Origin of the sequence: Teichococcus oryzae (assembly GCF_008386565.1) — a bacterium.
In the GTDB taxonomy this organism is placed as follows: Bacteria; Pseudomonadota; Alphaproteobacteria; order Acetobacterales; family Acetobacteraceae; genus Pseudoroseomonas; species Pseudoroseomonas oryzae.
In genome coordinates, this window is sequence record NZ_VUKA01000012.1 from 25022 (window position 1) to 41719 (window position 16698).

The window sequence follows — 16698 nt, forward strand, 5'->3', positions numbered from 1 at the left end:
GTTCGGCTCAATCCTAACTGGAGGCAAGATGACGTCGAGAGGGACGCGCGAAGGGTTCAGTGCAGCGTGGAAAGCGGAGCTTCCCGGTTCAGGTCGGCGAGGGTCCGCGTAATCCCATCCGAGAAGGACAGGCGTGGCGCCCAGCCCAACGTGTCCCGCGCCAGGGAAATGTCGAGCACGCTCACGGGCACATCGAAGGGGCGACCCGGCTCCCGCCGGACATCCAGAACACGGCCGAGGCGGTTCTCCAGCTCCAGGATGATGCCGTTCAGGCTGACGCCCTGACCGCTGCCGATGTTGAAGGTGAAGGTTCCCTCACGGCGCGGCATGCGCGCCAGCGCGACCAGCCCGGCCGCGGCGTCGGAGACATGGATGTAGTCCCGGACGACCTCGCCATCGCCCCAGATGGTGATGGGCTGGTGCGTCAGCGCGTGATGCAGGAAGGTGGTCGCGGCGCCCTGGCCGCGCGCCAGGTCCTGCCCGGCCCCGAAAGGATTGGAAAGGCGCGCGATGCGGCAGTCCAGCCCATGCAAGGTGTTGTAAAGGCCAAGATATAGCTCGGCCGCCACCTTGCCGGCCCCATAGGCGGTGATCGGCGCCAGCGGATGGTCCTCATGGACCGGGACGCGGCGGAGCTTGCCGTAAACGGTGCCGCCGGAGGAGGTGAAGACTAGGCGCGGGCTGTGTTCGCCGCGCCGCCGCATGGCCTCCAGCAGGGCCAGACAGGGCAGGGTGTTCAGCGCCAGATCCTGCATCGGGTCGGCATGGGCGGTGGCCGGGATCGAGGCCCAGGCATAATGATGCACTGTTCCGACCCCTTCGAGCAGGACGTCCCACTCAGCCGATTGCAGGTTGAAAGGCTGCCACTTGATCCGTTCGCGCACGGCCTCGGGGTACACCGTCGTGCTGGGAACGCGGTCGCAAAGAATGACGTCCTCGCCTTGCTCAGCAAGAAGGAGGGCAACGTGACGGCCGATAAAGCCGCACCCTCCCAGGATCATGTGGGCGCCGCCTTTCATTTCAGAAATAATCTCAATGTTTAAATTCCAAAGCAAGAGAAGCTGGGATCATCATTTTATTACGACTTATACTTGTGCCCAAGGCGCTGCAAGATGGAAGATCGGCCGGATGGTGGCGACCGGAACGGCCTGTGGCTATCTCCGGTGCGCTGCATAACAGGATCGGCTGACTACCTCCGGAGCTTGAAGGCATCGGGTCACCTGGAAAGGGCGGCCTTCTGAACAGAGGGCGCGCTACCTGCGGAGTTCCGCTTGCGGCTCCCCTGATTCCGCGGCGTCGTATCTCTGGCCGATGCCCAAATCCTCGGGGCATGACGAGCCCGGGGAGCTTCTCTCCCTCATCCGTGCCCCAGCGGGCAGGGTACCGTCCGGGCAGCGCGGGCCGCAAGGCTCGGCTTCCGCTAGGGTGGGAGCCGAACAGCGGAAATGAAAGCAGGCCTCCAGGCGCCGGAACAGGGGGAGGGCGCGTCCCGACAGCCGGCGCAGCTCGGCCTTTTCCGGCCAGTCGCGGCTGCGGAGCTCGGCTGGCACACCGTCGGCTTCGGTTGTCATGGCGGCGCCGGCACTGACGTGCTGAATGGCGGCGGGGGCAATGACCTGCTCCGAGGCAGCTTGGGAAACGATATCTTCCTCTACACCGCAGTCAGTCGCCTGCTGGAGCCGGAAACCGCGATGTCATCGAGGCCTTCGGCGACAGCTTCGGGAACCAGGATCGCATTGATCTTTCCGATATCGATGCCGTGCCGGCGGCGCCCACAATACGTTCCTGCTCATCGGAAGAGCCGAATTCTCTGCGGCTGGGCAGGTCCGGGCAGTCAATCAGGGTGGCAACACGCTGATCCGGGTTAACACCGTTGTCAGCGGTGGGGCGGAGATGAAAATTCTTCTGGCAGGCGGCGCAACCGTAGGCGCCGACGACTTCATTCTTTGACCGGTTGCCCAACACCTGAAAAGGAGGGCAAGGCGGGGCAACGTTGTGCCGCCAGAAACAAGGCGGCCTGTGAACCGGCGGCGAGAGCAATGAAACTCCCGCCGCCCATGAGCCATCGGACGGGTCTGGCGAGCCGGAACCGTGATGGCGATGGAATCTGGCCCTAAATCGCTCCTGAAGCGCCGGAACCGGCTTCATGGAAGCCAAGAAAATCCGAGAGGCCTTGAGGGCAGCTCAATGCGTAGGGCGGTGCTCCGGCTCGCCGCCCTCCATGCCGGCCTCCAGCCGATAGCCGCCGGCAACCGACAGCAACAGACGCGGCCTGGAAGGATCAGCCTCGATCTTCTGCCGCAGGCGGTAGATGTGGGTTTCCAGGGTATGGGTGCTCACGGCGCTGCTGTAGCCCCACACCTCGTTCAGCAGCCGCGTGCGGGAGGCAGCCTGGCCGTTGAGCCGGTGCAGGAATTTGAGGATCGTGCATTCCTTGCCCGTCAGCCGGATCCTGGACTTTCCGCCAGGCCCTTCCAGCATCTTGGCGCTGGGACGGAACTTGAAAGGCCCCAGGTTGAAGACCGCATGCTCCGAGCTGTCGAAGCTGCGGAGTTGCGCCCGCACGCGGGCCAGCACCTCGTTGAGCCTGAACGGCTTGGCGATGTAGTCGTTGGCCCCGGCCTCCAGCCCACGGACCACATCGGCTTCGCCATCCGCGCCGGTCAGCATGATGACCGGCATGCGCTGGCCCTCGCGCCGCAGCTTGGCGCAGAAGTCGCGCCCATCGGCATCGGGCAGGCCGACATCGAGCAGGATCGCGTCGTAATGCGCGCCCGCGCGGGCCAGTGTTTCCTCTGCCGCGGTGGCACTGCCGACCTCGACGGCGCTGAACTCGCCCTCCAGGCCGATCATCTCGGCCAGGGTGGCGCGCAGGATGTCATCATCCTCGACGATCAGGATAGGGCGGGGAGCAGGCATGGAACCCTCCGGAAGAGCATGCGGGGGCTTACCTCCCGCGCCATCGCTAAAGGGTTGATATACCGTGCCTGATATAACAGCAATAAATATAAAAATCACGAAAATGAGATAGCCTGCCGGATCGTCTCCGCACTCGCCGGCCCGGAGTTGACGGTATGTAGAGAATTGCCGACAATCTGACGGTGTTTGCAGGCTTTTTGCGTTGTCAGATAGGTTGGGCTGTCCAGGAATGGTCAGGGGTCACGGGGTCGATGCCATTGCTCGTCGGATCGAGGACATGATCCTTCAGGGCGAGGTCCTGCCCGGCGAACGGCTCAACGAGCTGGCCTTGTCGCGCCGGCTGGACATTTCCCGCGCCAGCTTGCGGGAAGCCGCCAGGGGCCTGGAGCAAACCGGGTTGCTGGAGATCATCCCGAACCGGGGCGTCCTGGTCCGTCAGGTTTCCATGAAGGACGCGCTGGACCTTTATGACCTGCGCGCCGCCTTGTTCCGCGCCGCCGCGCGCCTGGCCGCGCGCCGCGCGACGCCCCAATGCCTGCTGCGGCTGCAACAGCTGAACGAGCAGATGCGGGACGCCGCCTCGGCCCAGCGCTTCGCCGATTACTACGGCCGCAACCTGGAATTCCACACGGCCATCATGGCGGCGGGCGGCAACGCGCCGATGGCGCGCACCTATGACCAGGCGGTCAAGGGCCTGCATCTGTTCCGGCGACGCTCGCTCCTGCATCCGGCGCAGCTTGACCTGTCGCTGCGGGAGCATGAGGACCTGCTGGCGGCCATCTCGATCCACGACGCGGCGGCGGCGGGCGATGTGGCCGAGCGCCATATCATGCTCGGCCGCGACCGCATGCTCGACACGCTTGAAGGCGGCATGCCGGCTTGAACCGCGCGCTCGTGGAGATCACCCGATGCGGCACAACCATCCAAGGATAACGCCATGACCGTGGGCTTCCGTGTTTCCGAGCGCGAGATCTTTCGCGACCCTGCGCTGCTCCAGCGCGCGGCCGCGCTTCCCGTCGCCAATATCGGGGACGTGATGAACCGCATGCAGGCCATGCGCGGCGGCTTCCGTGCCTTTGGGGGGCGCCGGGGCGTGGTCGGGCATGCCGTCACGGTTCGCGTGCGCGCTGGCGACAACCTGATGCTGCACCGCGCGATCGACCTCGCGCAGCCTGGTGACGTGGTGGTCTGCGACGGCGGCGGCGACCTTTCCATCGCCGTCGCCGGCGATCTGATGATCGGCCATGCCACGCAGCGCGGCCTCGCCGCACTCGTGATCGACGGCGCAGTGCGCGACATCGGCAATCTGTCCCAGCTCGACATCGGCATCTGGGCCTGCGGCGCGACGCCGGCGGGGCCCTACAAGGACGGGCCGGGCGAGATCGGCTATCCCGTGGCCTGCGGCGGGCAGGTGGTGATGCCGGGCGACCTGATCGCCGCCGATGAGGATGGCGTGGTGGTCATCCCGCAGGCCGCGGCGGCGGCCGTCATCGCCGCGGCCGAGGTCCATGCCGCCAAGGAAGCGCAAACCATCGCGGCGATCGCCGGCGCCGGCTGGGACCGCGCATGGGTGACGGAAAGCCTGGCCGCGAAAGGCTGCGAGGTTTCGCGCTGAATGGCGGCCGCGTCGGATCTTCCGGGGACGCAGCTGGCCACGGCCGAAGCCGTGCGGCAGCAGATCCTCGACATCCTCGGCCGGTGGGGCATGCCGGATGACCTGGCCGGAACCACCGCCCGCGCGATGGTGGAAACGGACCTCATGGGCATCGACAGCCACGGCATCTCGATGCTGACGATGTATGAGCGGATGCAGCGCGAGGGCCGGGTGGATCTGCGCGCCCGGCCGCGGCTGCTGCGGGACCTGCCTTCGCTGGCTCTGCTGGATGCCGGCGGCAACCTGGGCCATCCCGTGGCGGTCATGGCCATGCAACTGGCCTGCGACAAGGCATTGGCAGGCGGCATCGGCGCGGTGGGCGTCCGCAATTCGCATCATTTCGGGGCGGCCGGCTATTATGCGCGCCTCGCGGCCGAGCGAGGGCTGGTGGCGCTGATCACCAGTTCCGCCCGCACGGTGCTGATGGTGCCGACGCGTGGCACGGTGCCGCTGCTGGGCAGCAACCCCATCGCCTTCGCGGCACCGCTGGCGGATGGCCCGCCCTTCGTGCTGGACATGGCCACCACCACGGTCGCCGCCAACAAGGTCAAGGTTTACGAGCTGAACGGCAGGCCTGTTCCGGCCGGCTGGGTGGCGGATGAGCATGGCGCGCCGGTGACCGATCCCGCGGAAGCCATGGACGTCATCTTCAACCGGCCCGGCGGCGGCATCACTCCGCTCGGCGGCGCCGAGGCGACCGGCGGCCACAAGGGCTACGGCCTAGGGCTGATGGTGCAGATCCTGTCAGCCACGTTGACGGGCGCCGCCTTTGCCCCGCTGCGTGCCGGCGCGCGCCCTCCGGCGGAGCCGGACGATATCGGACATTTCTTCCTGGCCCTTGACCCCCTAGCCCTGCGGCCCGAGGGCGGCTTCGAGGAGGATCTGGCCGCCATGGCGGCGATGCTGCGCGATTCAACGCCGGCCGATCCCACCCGCCCGGTGCTGTTGCCCGGAGACCCGGAGGAAGCCGAGCGTGCCCGCCGCGCGCGAGAAGGCATTCCGATCCCGGCGGCCCTGGCCCGGCAGTTGCGCGAGATCTGCGCGCGCTGCGGCGCCGATTACCGGCTTCAGGAGACGTAGCGCGACAGCAAGCCGCCACGGGAGGAAAGAACCAATGACGATCATCAACCGACGGGCCGTTCTGGGTGGCCTGGCCCTGGCGCCCGCCGCACCGCGCATCCTGCGGGCGCAGGGCGCCGCCGGATGGCAGCCGACGCGGCCCATCCAGCTGGTCGTCGGCTTCGCGCCAGGCGGGGGCAGCGACGTGATCGCCCGCACCATCGCCGAGGCCGCTTCCCCCTTCGTGCCGCAGCCCATGGTGGTGGTGAACCGGCCGGGTGCCGGCGGCGCCCTGGCGGCGGAACAGGTGGCGCGCGCCCTGCCGGATGGCCACACCCTGCTGCTGGCCGGCGGCAGCGAGAGCACCTCGCTGCCGGCCCACCGGGAGGTGCCTTACGATCCCAAGAAGTCGTTCCGCGCCGTGATCCGCCTGACACGCCATCCGCACTTCATCTGCGTGCGGGGCCGGGGCGGGCGCTTCAGCAGCATGGGCGTCGACGTCATGACGCGCGTGCTGCTGCAGCACGTCCAGGCCCATCTGCCCGGGGCGCACTTCGTGGTGGAGAACCGGGTCGGCGCCGCCGGGCAGCTCGGTTTCGAGGCCATCTTCCGCGCGGCGCCGGATGGCTACACCCTGGGCGCCATCACCACCCCGGCGGCCAACACCATCGCGATCGAGCGGCAGCCGCAATACCGGATCGCGGACTTCACCTTCCTGGCCAATGTGGTGGACGACCCCGGCGGCTTCTTTGTGCGCCCGGATTCGCCCTGGCGCAGCCTGGACGACCTGCGCGCGGCGGCGCGGCGGCAGCCGGGGGAGCTGGCCTATGGCACCGCCGGCGTGGGCTCCGACGACCACCTGCTTGGGCTCGCCCTCGAGGCCGCGGCCGATATCCGCCTGTCCCATATCCCCTATAACGGCACGCCGCCCATCATCACCGACCTGATCGGTGGCCGTCTCGCCATCGGGTCGCTCAACATGGGGGAAGGCTTCGCGTTGCTGAAGGAAGGCCGTGCCCGGGCGCTGGCCCAGGGCGGCACGGAACGCTGGGCCGGGACGCCCGACGTGCCCACCTTCCGGGAACAGGGACTGGACGTGATTGGCGGTTCCGCCCGTGGCTTGGTAGGCCCGCCCGGCCTGCCCGCCGAGATCCGCGACCGCCTGACCGCGGCCATCGGCGCGGCGCTGGAGGGCGCGGCCTTCAAGGCGGAGGCAGCCAGGCTGAACCTGCCCCTGCGGCCCATCGTGGGGGCGGAATACTAGGCCTTTGTCATGCGCAACGACGCGGCGGCCAGGGCGCTGTGGCAGCGCCGGCCCTGGCGCGAATAGAAAGGCCGCCATCCGCTGCGGGATTGTCTCGGCGGATGGCAGCTTCCCCGACCCTGGCATTGTCATGCGGACCTCCGGCCACCGCCGCAGGAGGCCCGCACCACCAGCTCCGCCGGCATCACCAGCCGTTCCGCGGGCGCTCCAGGATCGGCGATGCGGCGCAGCAACAGCCGCACCGCCGCCTCGCCGATCTGCCGCGGCCCGGTGCGCAGCGTGGTCAGCGCCGGGCGGTAGGTCGCGGCTTCCGGCACGTCCCCAACGCCAGTGACGGCGACCTCGGACCCGACGCGCCAGCCCGCCTGTTCCAGCGCCGCGATCGCACCGAAGGCCATCACGTCATTGCTGCAAACCAGCGCATCCGGTCGTTCCGGCAGCGCCGCCAATAGCCGCGCGGTGGCCGCGCCGCCGGCGCGCGTGCCGGGGGTGCGCAGCAGCGTGGGTGGCGGCAGCCTGTGCCGGCGCAAGGCATCCCGCAACCCGGCCAGCCGTTCCCGCACGCCGGAATGCATCACCCCCGCGCCGGCGAAGGCGAAGCGCCGGCGGCCGGCGGCGATCAGATGCAGGGCCAGGGCCTGCATCCCCGCGCGATTGGCGGGGGCGGTGAAATCCCCGCCGCTGCCGGGCACGCGGCGCATCGCCTGCACGCAGGGAACGCCATGCGCGGCCAGGGTCGCGATCTCCGCCACCTGCGTTCCAAGGGCAGGGCAAAGAATGATGCCGTCCACCCGGTGTTCCCGCAGCCGCCGCAGGGCGCGGTCCTGGCGATCCGGTGCGTCCCGCGTGGCGGCGAGGAAGGCGATATAGCCGGCCTGGTCCAGCGCCGCTTCCACGCCCGCCGCCATTTCCGCGAAGAACGGGTTGTCGATCTCGGTGACCACCAGCCCCACGGTCTTGGTGCGAGTGCCCCGCATGGTCGCGGCACCGCGATTGTAGAGATAGCCCACCCTTTCCGCCGCGGCGCGCACCCTGGCCCGCGTCGGCTCCGCGACCAGCGGGCTGTCCCGCAGCACAAGGGACACCGTGGCGCGGGAAACGCCCGCCTGCGCGGCGACGTCGCTCAGCGTGGCGCGGCGGGGCGGAACGCTGTTGGACATGGGGCACTCCGCTTGGCGGAAGAGTTTCCTGAGGATTTCGCCGATCGGGCATTGCGCCTTTTGGATCAATCTAACTAGCATCCTCCCACCATCCGGCACCAGACCGGAACGCGAGGAGGAACAGCTATGCCGCTGCGCCGGAGACATCTCCTGCTCACCATGGCGGGCGGGTTCGCGGCCCCCCGTCTTGCCCATGCCGCCTGGCCGGAGCGCCCCATCCAGGTCATCTGTCCCGGCCCCGCCGGCGGCGGCATGGACGCCTATGCGCGGGCCATCATCCCCTTTGTCGCGCCGCGCCTGAACAACGCGAACATGGTGGTGATCAACCGCCCCAACGCGTCCGGCCAGCTCGCCTTCGAAAGCGTCGCCATAGCGGAGCCGGATGGCTACACCATCGGCGTGGCGCAGACGCCCAACCTGATCACCCTGCCGATCGAGCGGCAGGTGCGCTACCGGGTGCAGGACCTGACCTACCTGGCCAATGTGGTGGAGGACCCCGGCGGCATTTTCGTCCGTGCGGATTCACCGCTGCGCAGCCTGAAGGACCTGCTGGAGGCCGCCCGCGCCCGGCCGGAAAGCGTGGCCATCGGCAGCGCCGGCATCGGCACCGACGACCACCTGCTGATCCTGGCGCTGCAGGAAGCCACCGGCACACGCTTCGCCCATGTGCCTTATTCCGGCACGCCGCCCATCATCCAGGGCGTGCTGGCCAAGGACATCGCCGCCGGTTCCCTGAATGTCAGCGAGGGCATCGCCCTTGTGCGGCAGGGCGCGCTGCGGCTGCTGGGCCAGGGCGGCCCGGCCCGCTGGCAGGAAGCCGCCGACGTGCCCACCTTCCGCGAGCAGGGCATCGACATGGTGGCGGGCTCCGTGCGCGGGGTGATCGGCCCGCCTGGCATGTCGGCCGAGCTGCGGGACCGCTTCCGCACCGCCTTCGCCGAGGCGCTCGCCGATCCCGCATGGGTGCGCGAGGCCGCGCGCCTGTCCCTGCCGCTGCGGGTGATGAGCGGCGAGGAGCAGCAGCGCCTGTTCCTGGCGGACGACGTCAAGCTGCGCGCCCTGTGGCAGCGCCAGCCATGGCGGGAATGACCGCCCGCCTGTTTTTCCATTCTCAACCGGAGTGAACCGCCCATGACCGCACCCGAGCGCATGCGCGCCTTGCTGGCCGAGCCCGGCCTCGTTGTGATGCCTGCCGTATGGGACGGGCTCAGTGCCCGCCTGACAGCCGAGGCGGGCTTCAAGACCGTGTTCCTTTCCGGCTCCTGCGTCGCCGCCGCGCGGCTCGGCGGACCGGATCTCGACCTCGTTTCCTTTGCTGAAATGCACGATTCCTTCAACATGGTGCGCGGCGCGGCGCCGGACCTGCTGGTTCTGGCGGATGCCGACCATGGCTATGGCAATGCGATGAACGTGCAGCGCACGGTGCGCGCCTATGGCCGCGCCGGCGCAGCCGCCATCCTGATCGAGGACAAGATCACGCCACGCCCGCTGAGCGGCGGCGGCAAGCCCTGCCTGCCGCGGGACGAGGCGCGCATGAAGATCCGCGCCGCCGTGGAGGCCGCGAAAGAGTCCGGCATCCTGGTGATGGCCCGTACCGATTGCCGGCCGACCCAGGGCTTCGACGAGGCGCTGGCGCGGATCGAGGCCTTTGTGGAGGAAGGCGCGGACATCCTGTTCTTCGACTCGCCTGCCGACGAGGAGGAAGTCCGCCGCTCCGTCGCCGCGGCCGCCGGGCGCCCCACCTTTGCCGTGTTGTCACCGGGCGCCCCGCGCGAGACGCCGTCCCAGCAGCGCGCCGCGGAGCTGGGGCTGAAGATCGGAGCCTATCCGACCGGATTGCTGTCTCCGGTGGCGGCCGGGATCAAGGCCGGTCTCGCCGCATTGGCGGCGGGGGAAGCGCAGTCCCAGGCGGCGCTGCCACCGGCCGAGCTGACGGCCCTGCTCGGCTATGCGGATTACGACCGGCAGGCCGCGCGGTTCCGCTTGTAAAAGGGCCGCCCGCTCCGCCGAAAGCGCCATGGCCTGGCCTGGCCTGGAGGCGGGCAGGAGGCCGGCTGTTCCGCCGGCATGTCGATGCGGATGCCGGTCGGGCGCCGCGTTCCCTGTGTTCGGGACGGAGGTGCCGCCGACGCGCCCGTTGAAGCAGCCAGGGCGCCCATGGTCGCCGCGAAGGCTGGCCCGTCCGGTGGGACGGGCCCTGCCGTGTGGCAGCCCAGCCAACCCTGGGCTTGCCGTTCCCGCCGCAGCCGGCGGTGTTATTGCCAGAGCCAGCTCATCATGAGCCCGCCCTGATTCCACAGACGGTTCATCCCCCGGTCCAGCCCCAGCCCGTTCTTGCCAAGATGGGCGTCGTAGAGGGTGCCGTAATCGCCCACCTGGCGGACGACCTGATAGGCCCAGTCATCGGCGAGGCCGAGCCCGGCCCCTACCGGCTCTCCCCGGCCCAGGAAGCGCCGGACCTGCGGATCGGTGCTGTTGTCCCGGGCCGCGGTGACGGTTTCGCGCGTGAGGCCGAATTCCTCCGCCTGGATCAGCGCGAAAATCGTCCAGCGCACCAGGTTCGCCCATTCCGCGTCGCCATTGCGGACCATGGCGCCCTGCGGCTCCTTGGCGATCAGCTCCGGGAGCAGCACGAAAGCATCCGGATCGGGCGCCGCGAGCCGGTTGGCTGTCAGGCTCAGCGTGTCGTTGCTGATGGCGTCGCAACGTCCGGCAAGGAACGCGGCCAGCACATTGGCTGCAGTGTCAAAGGAAATGGTGCTGAGATTGATGCCGGTGCGGCGCGCATAGTCGGTGATGTTGCGTTCGATGACGCTGCCCTGCGTCGCGCACACCGTGCCGCCATCCAGCTCCTTCAGCTGGCTGATGTTCAGGCTGCGGCGCACCAGGAAGCCCTGGCCCGTGTAGAAATACGTCCCGACCTGGTTCAGGCCAAGCGTGGCATCGCGGCTGAGGGTCAGGGCCGTGATGTAGATGAGCGTGTCAATCTCGCCGCTTTGCAGGGCGGTGAAGCGCGATTGCGCGGTGACGGGAACAAAGGTCACCTTCTCCGCATCGCCCAGCGCGGCGGCGGCGATGGCGCGGCAGATATCGGCGTGGAAGCCGGTCCATCGTCCCTTGGAATCCGGCCGGGCGGCGCCGGCCACGGCGCTGGTGACGCCGCAGCGGACCGTGCCCGCCTTCTTCACGGCATCCAGGGTGGGGCCGGCGGTGGCCGGCGCGGCGAAGCAGAGCCCGGCGAAGATCGCGCCGAACAGCCCGCCCAGGGCCCACGCGCGCGTCACTGGGCCGCGCTCCCGGCGCGCAGCAGGGGCGCGCGGGATTCGCAGAACTCGGTGACCGCCTTGACGAAGTGGTCCAGCTCCGCCGGGCCGACCGGCAGGCTCAGCGCCACCATGCCGCGCCGGGCCAGATAGATGCCGGCCTCCAGCATGTCGAAGAAGAACAATTCGCGCAGCGCCTCCTCATCCGCGGTCGAGGCATAGCCGCGATCCGGCGCGGGCAACCGGAAATGCACATTCAGCAGGGAGCCGATGCCGGTGAAGCAGACGGGCACCTTGGCCGCGCGGGCCACGTCATTCACCTGCGCGCGCAGATCCTCGCCCCGCTGGAACAGCAGCTCGGCCACCTCGGCGGTGAAGATCTCGCCCATGGCGACGCAGCCTGCCGCCATGGTCAGCACGTTGTTGTTGAAGGTGCCCGCATGCGGCACCCTGGACTCGAACAACTCCATGATGTCGGCGCGGCCTCCGAAGCCGCCGAAGCTCATGCCGCCACCGATGTATTTTCCCAGCGTCGTCAGGTCCGGCGTGATGCCGAGGCGCGCCTGCATGCCGCCTGCCGACATGCGCGAGGTCATGACCTCGTCAAAGATCAGCAGCGCGCCGGTCTTGTCGGCAAGGGAGCGCAGCGCCGCCAGGAATTCGGGACTGGCCGGAATGCACCCGCCTGAACCCTGCATCGGCTCGACCAGGATGGCCGCAAGCGAGCCGGCATGGGCGTTGGCCACCGCCGTGGCGCTTTCGATGTCGTTGTAGTCGGCCAGGGTGAAGGAGAGTGGCAGCGTGGCCGGATTGCTGCCGGAAAGCGGAAAGGTCAGGACGCCCCCGTGATAGCCGCCGCGGAACACCATGACCGTGTCCCGGCCGGTGAAGACGCGGGCCACGGTGAGGGCCATCAGGTTCCCTTCCGTGCCGCTGTTGGTGAAGCGCACCTTGTCCAGCGAAGGAAAGCGGCCGCAAAGGAGGCGGGCCAACTTTTCCTCGTTCTCGCCCACCGCGGCGAGGTTGATGCCACGCTGCAGCGTGGCATGCAGAACCTCGTGGATGCGCGGCTGAGAATGGCCGAACAATCCCGCCGTGTATTCGCCGCACAGGTCGAGATAGGAATGGCCGTCAATGTCCCAGAGGCGGCAATCCTCGCCCCGCGCCATGGCGGTGGGGAAGGGGGCGTAGGACAGCAGGGTGCGCGTATTGCCGCCCGGCATGACCTCCATTGCCTTTTCCCGCAGGGCGGCGCTCTGTGGGCGGCGGCCGGCATAGCGCGCCCGCGCTTCGGCAACGGCGTCACCAAGATCGCTGTTGCGGCGGAGAACGGCGGAGGCGCTCATGCCCTGGCTCCCTCAGGGAACGCCGGTGCGGCATGGATAAGCGTGAAGACTGCCATTGCGCGGATCCTCGCGGTCGGGAACGACGGGTCGGTCCGCGTTCCATCATCTGGTCCAAAAGCGTATTGTGATCACAAAAATAGGGCAACAGGAATCACGCAGCCGGGATTGGGCGCCTTGGGGGCCGCCCCTCCCGCTTTCCAGGGCCGGCGGTTCCGCACCGTATCATCGCTCGCGCCAGTGCCAGAAGATCCTGCCTGCTCGGCGCATCCGCTGCGCGGTGGTCAAAGAGGAAGCCCGGCATCATCTATACCCACGCCGCGCAGGCAGGCACGGACACCCGGAGGAGGATCGTCATGGACGCAGCGCTGGAGGACCCGGTGGTTATTGTCGGTGCTGCGCGCACGCCGATGGGAAGCCTGCAGGGCGAACTCAGGGAAGTGACCGCGCCGCAACTCGGGGCGACCGCGATCATGGCGGCGCTGTCGCGGGCGTCCCTGGCCGCGGATCAGGTCGATGAGGTCACGTTCGGCTGCGTCCTGCCCGCCGGGCAGGGACAGGCGCCCGCCCGGCAGGCCGCGCTCGGCGCCGGCCTTCCGCTTTCGGCGGGGGCGACCACCGTCAACAAGATGTGTGGCTCCGGCATGAAGGCGGCGATGATCGCGCATGACGCCCTGCTTGCCGGCTCCGCCAGGATCGTCATCGCCGGCGGCATGGAGAGCATGAGCAACGCGCCCTATCTTCTGGACCGCGCGCGGCCGGGATACCGGATGGGCCATGGTCGGGTCCTCGACCACATGTTTCTCGACGGCCTGGAGGACGCTTATGACAAGGGCCGGCTGATGGGAACCTTCGCGGAGGATTGCGCCGAAGCCTATCGGTTCACGCGGGCCGCGCAGGATGCTTTCGCGATCGCCTCCGTCCGGAAGGCGCAGAAGGCGATGGCGGAGGGCGCCTTCGATGCGGAGATCGCCCCGGTCACGATCCGGAACAACAGGGGCGAGCGCGTCGTCCCGGCCGATGAGCAGCCACCCAAGGCCAGGCTCGACAGGATACCGGAGTTGAAGCCCGCCTTCCGCGACGGCGGGACCGTCACCGCGGCAAACGCGTCCTCGATCTCGGATGGCGCCGCGGCGCTGGTTCTGATGCGCCGCTCCGAGGCTGACCGGCGCGGCCTTCATCCCCTGGGCCGCATTGCCGGGCATGCCACCCATGCCCAGGCCCCTGGCCTGTTCACCACGGCACCCATCGGCGCCATCCGGAAGCTGGCCGAAAAGACCGGATGGACGCTGGAAGCGGTTGATCTGTTCGAAATCAACGAGGCTTTCGCCGTGGTGCCGATGGCGGCCATGCGCGACCTTTCGCTGCCGGAGCACAAGGTCAATCCCCATGGCGGCGCCTGTGCCCTGGGCCATCCGATCGGGGCATCCGGTGCGCGGGTGATGGTCACGCTGTTGTCGGCTCTTCGGCGGTACGGCCTGAGGCGGGGCGTGGCGTCGCTGTGCATCGGGGGCGGTGAGGCCACGGCGATCGCCCTGGAGGTCATGGACTAGGCTGCTCCAGGATCGCCGTGTCGCCTGGCATGCTCCGCACCGCCTGGGCATCGCCAGGGAATGGCAGGTTGGGGAAAGGCCGCCCGGCGGCGGGATGGCTCGATTTTCCACCATCTGCCCCTTGCGGACGGATTGGGGCCGTAATATGCGAATGACTATCATTTACATCGATTGGGCGTGGTTTCAGATGGATCGGCGGAGGTCGGCGGGCTCGCGCGGCGCATGGGAGGATGGGGCCCCGCTGCGGGCCCGCGTCCACGGCCGGCCCTGAGGCCGGGGGTCCGGCGAGGGGCCGCTGTTGCGGTCAGGATGGCGGCGGGGATCGGCGGTGGCTACGCCGTGACGGCCCTGGCGACCATGGCGCTGTCCATGATGCTGCCCTTGCCACGCGCCGAGGCCGTGCTGGCTGCGACGATGGCCAGCTTCGCCCTTTATGCCGCCACCATCATCTGGGCCTTCGCCGCGCGCGGCCTGCTGCGCCTTTGCGTCGGCATGGCGGCTGCCGTGATGGTGCTGGGGCTGATTGTTTTTCTTGCCCAGGGGCATCCCGCATGAAGGATGGCTTCCGCCAGTCCATGGCCTGGCTGCACACCTGGTCAGGCCTGCTGTTGGGCTGGGTGCTGTTCGCCGTGTTCCTCACCGGCACGGCGGCGTATCTGCGGCCGGAAATCTCCCACTGGATGCGACCGGAACTGGCCTTTGCCCGCCCTGAGCCACAGGTCGCGGAAGTCGCCATCGCCGCCATGCGGAAGCTCGCCCCGGACTCGCCCAGCTGGTTCATCACCTTGCCGGATGAGCGGGAAACAACCATCCGCGCCTTCTGGCGCGATGCTGCCGCCAGGGGACGGGTCTTCCGCAGCGCCGTGCTGGACGCCGGCAGCGGGGAGCCCGTCGTGGCGCGGAACACGCTGGGCGGCGAGTTCTTCTTCCGCTTCCACTTCCAGCTTCATTACGTCGGCGCTCTCTGGGGCCGCTGGATCGTCAGCATCTGCACCATGTTCATGCTGGTGGCGATCGTCAGCGGCGTCATCACCCATCGCCGGATCTTCGCCGACTTCTTCACCTTTCGTCCCGGCAAGGGCCAGCGCTCCTGGATGGATGGGCACAATGTTTGCGCCGTTCTGGCTCTCCCCTATCACCTCATGATCACCTATTCCGGCCTGGTGCTGTTCATGCTGATGGTGATGCCCTGGGGCGTGGACAGCGTTTATCCAGGCCAGCGCGCCACCTTCAACACGGAAGCCTTCGGCAATGCGCCGCCGCGTCCGCGCAGCGGCATCCCCGAGCCACTCGCGCCCATTCGCCCCCTGCTGGAGGAAGCGCAAAGCCAATGGCACGGCGGCCGGATCGGCCGCATCGTCGTGGCTCATCCGGGCGACGCCGCGGCGACCATCCAGATCGTGCGTGCCGAAGCGGAGCGGATCTCCTACAATCCGCAGACCCTGCTTTTCGATGGCGTAACAGGCATGCTGCTTCACAGCAGCGCCGAAGATCGCCCGGCGGCCGAATTGCGCGGGGTGATGTATGGCCTGCATATCGGCCGCTTCGCCGGGCCTCCGCTGCGCGCGCTTTTCCTGCTTTCGGGGCTCGCCGGCAGCGTCATGGTGGCCACCGGCTGCGTCCTGTGGGCGGTGAAGCGGCAGCAGCAGGCGTCCCGGCAGGGCAGGCCCGGCTTCGGCACGCGCCTCGTCGGGCACCTGAACATCGCGGCGATCGCCGGCCTGCCATTGGCGATGGCGGCCTTCTTCTGGGCCAACCGGGCGATTCCCCCTGGAATGCCGCAGCGCGCCGAGTGGGAAGTGCATGCCTTCTTCATCGCCTGGGGCCTGTGCCTGCTGCACCCGCTTCTTCGGCCGGCCCGCCGCGCATGGATGGAGCAATTTGCCGCCGGCGCTCTGGCCTTCATGTTGCTGCCCTTCGGCAGCGCCCTGTTCACCCAACGCGATTTCCTGACGGCGCTGCAGGAGGGCGACATGGTGCGGGCTTGGTTCGAGCTGGGCCTGCTCGGCTGCGGCGGGTTGCTGGCGGCCCTGGCCTGGAAGGTGGCGCGGCGCCGGCCGGCCATGGCAGCGGCGGCGCCTTTGGGGAGCCGCAAGGGGCGCGAGCCGGCTCAGGCCGTGGCGGAACCCATGTCATGATGGCGTTCTCCCTTGTGTTTGCCGGCTTCATGGTCCTGGGCTTGAGCATGGACCGTCATCATGAGCGGATCCTCCGGAGGCGCGGCCCCGCCTGGTGGCAGCGGAAGCTGCTGCTTGCCTCGGGCTTCCTGCTTCTCGCCGCGGCCCTGGCATTGCTCCTGGCAACCGATGACGGAGGACAGGCTGTGGTGGGATGGTTCGGCCTGATGAGCCTGGCCGCCATGGTGATGGTTCTTCTGGTTTCCTATCACCCCCGGTCCGTGCCTGTCCTGGCGGCTTCGCTGCTGGCCTCCGGCATCCTCCTGGCCTTGTGCTAAAGGGTCGAGGTCGTGACCGGCATGGAAC

At 68.7% G+C, this 16698-nt stretch carries 16 protein-coding genes; 11 read left to right on the forward strand and 5 right to left on the reverse strand.

Going from position 1 to position 16698, the window contains the following annotated elements:
* Window positions 1-56: 56 nt before the first annotated feature.
* A complete protein-coding gene (locus F0Q34_RS16965) occupies window positions 57-1001 on the reverse strand; it encodes an NAD-dependent epimerase/dehydratase family protein (RefSeq protein WP_241665547.1) in 945 nt (314 codons plus the stop codon).
* A 444-nt stretch (window positions 1002-1445) separates the two neighbouring features.
* On the opposite strand from F0Q34_RS16965, the gene F0Q34_RS22665 reads away from it, so the two are divergent.
* On the forward strand, window positions 1446-1868 hold the full coding sequence (locus tag F0Q34_RS22665; protein WP_161600924.1) for a hypothetical protein: 423 nt from the start codon (window positions 1446-1448) through the stop codon (window positions 1866-1868).
* A 316-nt stretch (window positions 1869-2184) separates the two neighbouring features.
* Here the strand turns inward: F0Q34_RS22665 and F0Q34_RS16970 are convergent, their stop codons facing one another.
* A complete protein-coding gene (locus F0Q34_RS16970) occupies window positions 2185-2919 on the reverse strand; it encodes a response regulator transcription factor (RefSeq protein ID WP_149813440.1) in 735 nt (244 codons plus the stop codon).
* A 229-nt stretch (window positions 2920-3148) separates the two neighbouring features.
* Between F0Q34_RS16970 and F0Q34_RS16975 the strand changes: the two genes are divergently transcribed.
* From F0Q34_RS16975 to F0Q34_RS16990, 4 genes are read left to right on the forward strand one after another with little or no spacing between them, the layout of a single operon-like run.
* Complete coding sequence (locus F0Q34_RS16975; RefSeq protein WP_149813441.1) at window positions 3149-3802, forward strand: GntR family transcriptional regulator; 654 nt, start codon at window positions 3149-3151, stop codon at window positions 3800-3802.
* Window positions 3803-3856: 54 nt separating this feature from the next.
* Window positions 3857-4534, forward strand: coding sequence for an RraA family protein (locus tag F0Q34_RS16980; RefSeq protein ID WP_149813442.1), 678 nt, complete (start codon window positions 3857-3859; stop codon window positions 4532-4534).
* Window positions 4535-5653 (forward strand): Ldh family oxidoreductase, encoded by a 1119-nt coding sequence (locus F0Q34_RS16985; protein ID WP_149813443.1) that lies wholly within the window; start codon window positions 4535-4537, stop codon window positions 5651-5653.
* Window positions 5654-5687: 34 nt separating this feature from the next.
* Window positions 5688-6896, forward strand: a complete 1209-nt coding sequence (locus tag F0Q34_RS16990; protein WP_149813444.1) for a Bug family tripartite tricarboxylate transporter substrate binding protein — start codon at window positions 5688-5690, stop codon at window positions 6894-6896.
* Window positions 6897-7024: 128 nt separating this feature from the next.
* On the opposite strand, the gene F0Q34_RS16995 is transcribed toward F0Q34_RS16990, so the two are convergent.
* Window positions 7025-8056, reverse strand: a complete 1032-nt coding sequence (locus F0Q34_RS16995; RefSeq protein WP_149813445.1) for a LacI family DNA-binding transcriptional regulator — start codon at window positions 8054-8056, stop codon at window positions 7025-7027.
* A 126-nt stretch (window positions 8057-8182) separates the two neighbouring features.
* Here F0Q34_RS16995 and F0Q34_RS17000 point away from each other — a divergent pair, with 126 nt between their 5' ends.
* Both F0Q34_RS17000 and F0Q34_RS17005 read left to right on the forward strand, forming a co-directional pair.
* On the forward strand, window positions 8183-9145 hold the full coding sequence (locus F0Q34_RS17000) for a Bug family tripartite tricarboxylate transporter substrate binding protein (protein WP_149813446.1): 963 nt from the start codon (window positions 8183-8185) through the stop codon (window positions 9143-9145).
* 42 nt (window positions 9146-9187) lie between these two features.
* On the forward strand, window positions 9188-10045 hold the full coding sequence (locus F0Q34_RS17005; protein WP_149813447.1) for an isocitrate lyase/PEP mutase family protein: 858 nt from the start codon (window positions 9188-9190) through the stop codon (window positions 10043-10045).
* 266 nt (window positions 10046-10311) lie between these two features.
* Here the strand turns inward: F0Q34_RS17005 and F0Q34_RS17010 are convergent, their stop codons facing one another.
* Together F0Q34_RS17010 and F0Q34_RS17015 are read right to left on the reverse strand one after the other, a co-directional pair.
* Window positions 10312-11340, reverse strand: coding sequence for an amino acid ABC transporter substrate-binding protein (locus F0Q34_RS17010; RefSeq protein ID WP_206668068.1), 1029 nt, complete (start codon window positions 11338-11340; stop codon window positions 10312-10314).
* Window positions 11337-12665, reverse strand: a complete 1329-nt coding sequence (locus tag F0Q34_RS17015) for an aspartate aminotransferase family protein (RefSeq protein WP_149813448.1) — start codon at window positions 12663-12665, stop codon at window positions 11337-11339. Before F0Q34_RS17015 ends, F0Q34_RS17010 begins: the two co-directional genes overlap by 4 nt.
* A 353-nt stretch (window positions 12666-13018) precedes the next feature.
* On the opposite strand from F0Q34_RS17015, the gene F0Q34_RS17020 reads away from it, so the two are divergent.
* The 4 genes from F0Q34_RS17020 to F0Q34_RS17035 all read left to right on the forward strand — a co-directional run bounded on the left by F0Q34_RS17020 (window position 13019) and on the right by F0Q34_RS17035 (window position 16670).
* Window positions 13019-14215, forward strand: coding sequence for an acetyl-CoA C-acyltransferase (locus tag F0Q34_RS17020; protein ID WP_149813449.1), 1197 nt, complete (start codon window positions 13019-13021; stop codon window positions 14213-14215).
* Window positions 14216-14524: 309 nt separating this feature from the next.
* Window positions 14525-14770 carry a DUF3649 domain-containing protein gene (locus F0Q34_RS17025; RefSeq protein WP_241665548.1) on the forward strand — a complete coding sequence of 82 codons (246 nt, stop codon included), beginning with the start codon at window positions 14525-14527 and terminating at the stop codon, window positions 14768-14770.
* Window positions 14767-16353, forward strand: coding sequence for a PepSY-associated TM helix domain-containing protein (locus F0Q34_RS17030; protein ID WP_206668069.1), 1587 nt, complete (start codon window positions 14767-14769; stop codon window positions 16351-16353). Before F0Q34_RS17025 ends, F0Q34_RS17030 begins: the two co-directional genes overlap by 4 nt.
* Window positions 16353-16670 (forward strand): DUF3325 domain-containing protein, encoded by a 318-nt coding sequence (locus F0Q34_RS17035; protein ID WP_161600926.1) that lies wholly within the window; start codon window positions 16353-16355, stop codon window positions 16668-16670. The genes F0Q34_RS17030 and F0Q34_RS17035 overlap by 1 nt, the downstream gene beginning before the upstream one ends.
* Window positions 16671-16698 lie beyond the last annotated feature (28 nt).

What these genes read in the sequence shown, in the direction of transcription:
- F0Q34_RS17015 (WP_149813448.1), bottom strand. Translation starts at nt 12,665, where the DNA reads ATGAGCGCCTCCGCCGTTCTCCGCCGCAACAGCGATCTTGGTGACGCC.
- F0Q34_RS17030 (WP_206668069.1), top strand. Translation starts at nt 14,767, where the DNA reads ATGAAGGATGGCTTCCGCCAGTCCATGGCCTGGCTGCACACCTGGTCA.
- F0Q34_RS16985 (WP_149813443.1), top strand. Translation starts at nt 4,535, where the DNA reads ATGGCGGCCGCGTCGGATCTTCCGGGGACGCAGCTGGCCACGGCCGAA.
- F0Q34_RS16970 (WP_149813440.1), bottom strand. Translation starts at nt 2,919, where the DNA reads ATGCCTGCTCCCCGCCCTATCCTGATCGTCGAGGATGATGACATCCTG.
- F0Q34_RS16990 (WP_149813444.1), top strand. Translation starts at nt 5,688, where the DNA reads ATGACGATCATCAACCGACGGGCCGTTCTGGGTGGCCTGGCCCTGGCG.
- F0Q34_RS17000 (WP_149813446.1), top strand. Translation starts at nt 8,183, where the DNA reads ATGCCGCTGCGCCGGAGACATCTCCTGCTCACCATGGCGGGCGGGTTC.
- F0Q34_RS17035 (WP_161600926.1), top strand. Translation starts at nt 16,353, where the DNA reads ATGGCGTTCTCCCTTGTGTTTGCCGGCTTCATGGTCCTGGGCTTGAGC.
- F0Q34_RS22665 (WP_161600924.1), top strand. Translation starts at nt 1,446, where the DNA reads ATGAAAGCAGGCCTCCAGGCGCCGGAACAGGGGGAGGGCGCGTCCCGA.
- F0Q34_RS17005 (WP_149813447.1), top strand. Translation starts at nt 9,188, where the DNA reads ATGACCGCACCCGAGCGCATGCGCGCCTTGCTGGCCGAGCCCGGCCTC.
- F0Q34_RS16995 (WP_149813445.1), bottom strand. Translation starts at nt 8,056, where the DNA reads ATGTCCAACAGCGTTCCGCCCCGCCGCGCCACGCTGAGCGACGTCGCC.
- F0Q34_RS17025 (WP_241665548.1), top strand. Translation starts at nt 14,525, where the DNA reads ATGGCGGCGGGGATCGGCGGTGGCTACGCCGTGACGGCCCTGGCGACC.
- F0Q34_RS16965 (WP_241665547.1), bottom strand. Translation starts at nt 1,001, where the DNA reads ATGATCCTGGGAGGGTGCGGCTTTATCGGCCGTCACGTTGCCCTCCTT.
- F0Q34_RS16975 (WP_149813441.1), top strand. Translation starts at nt 3,149, where the DNA reads ATGGTCAGGGGTCACGGGGTCGATGCCATTGCTCGTCGGATCGAGGAC.
- F0Q34_RS16980 (WP_149813442.1), top strand. Translation starts at nt 3,857, where the DNA reads ATGACCGTGGGCTTCCGTGTTTCCGAGCGCGAGATCTTTCGCGACCCT.
- F0Q34_RS17020 (WP_149813449.1), top strand. Translation starts at nt 13,019, where the DNA reads ATGGACGCAGCGCTGGAGGACCCGGTGGTTATTGTCGGTGCTGCGCGC.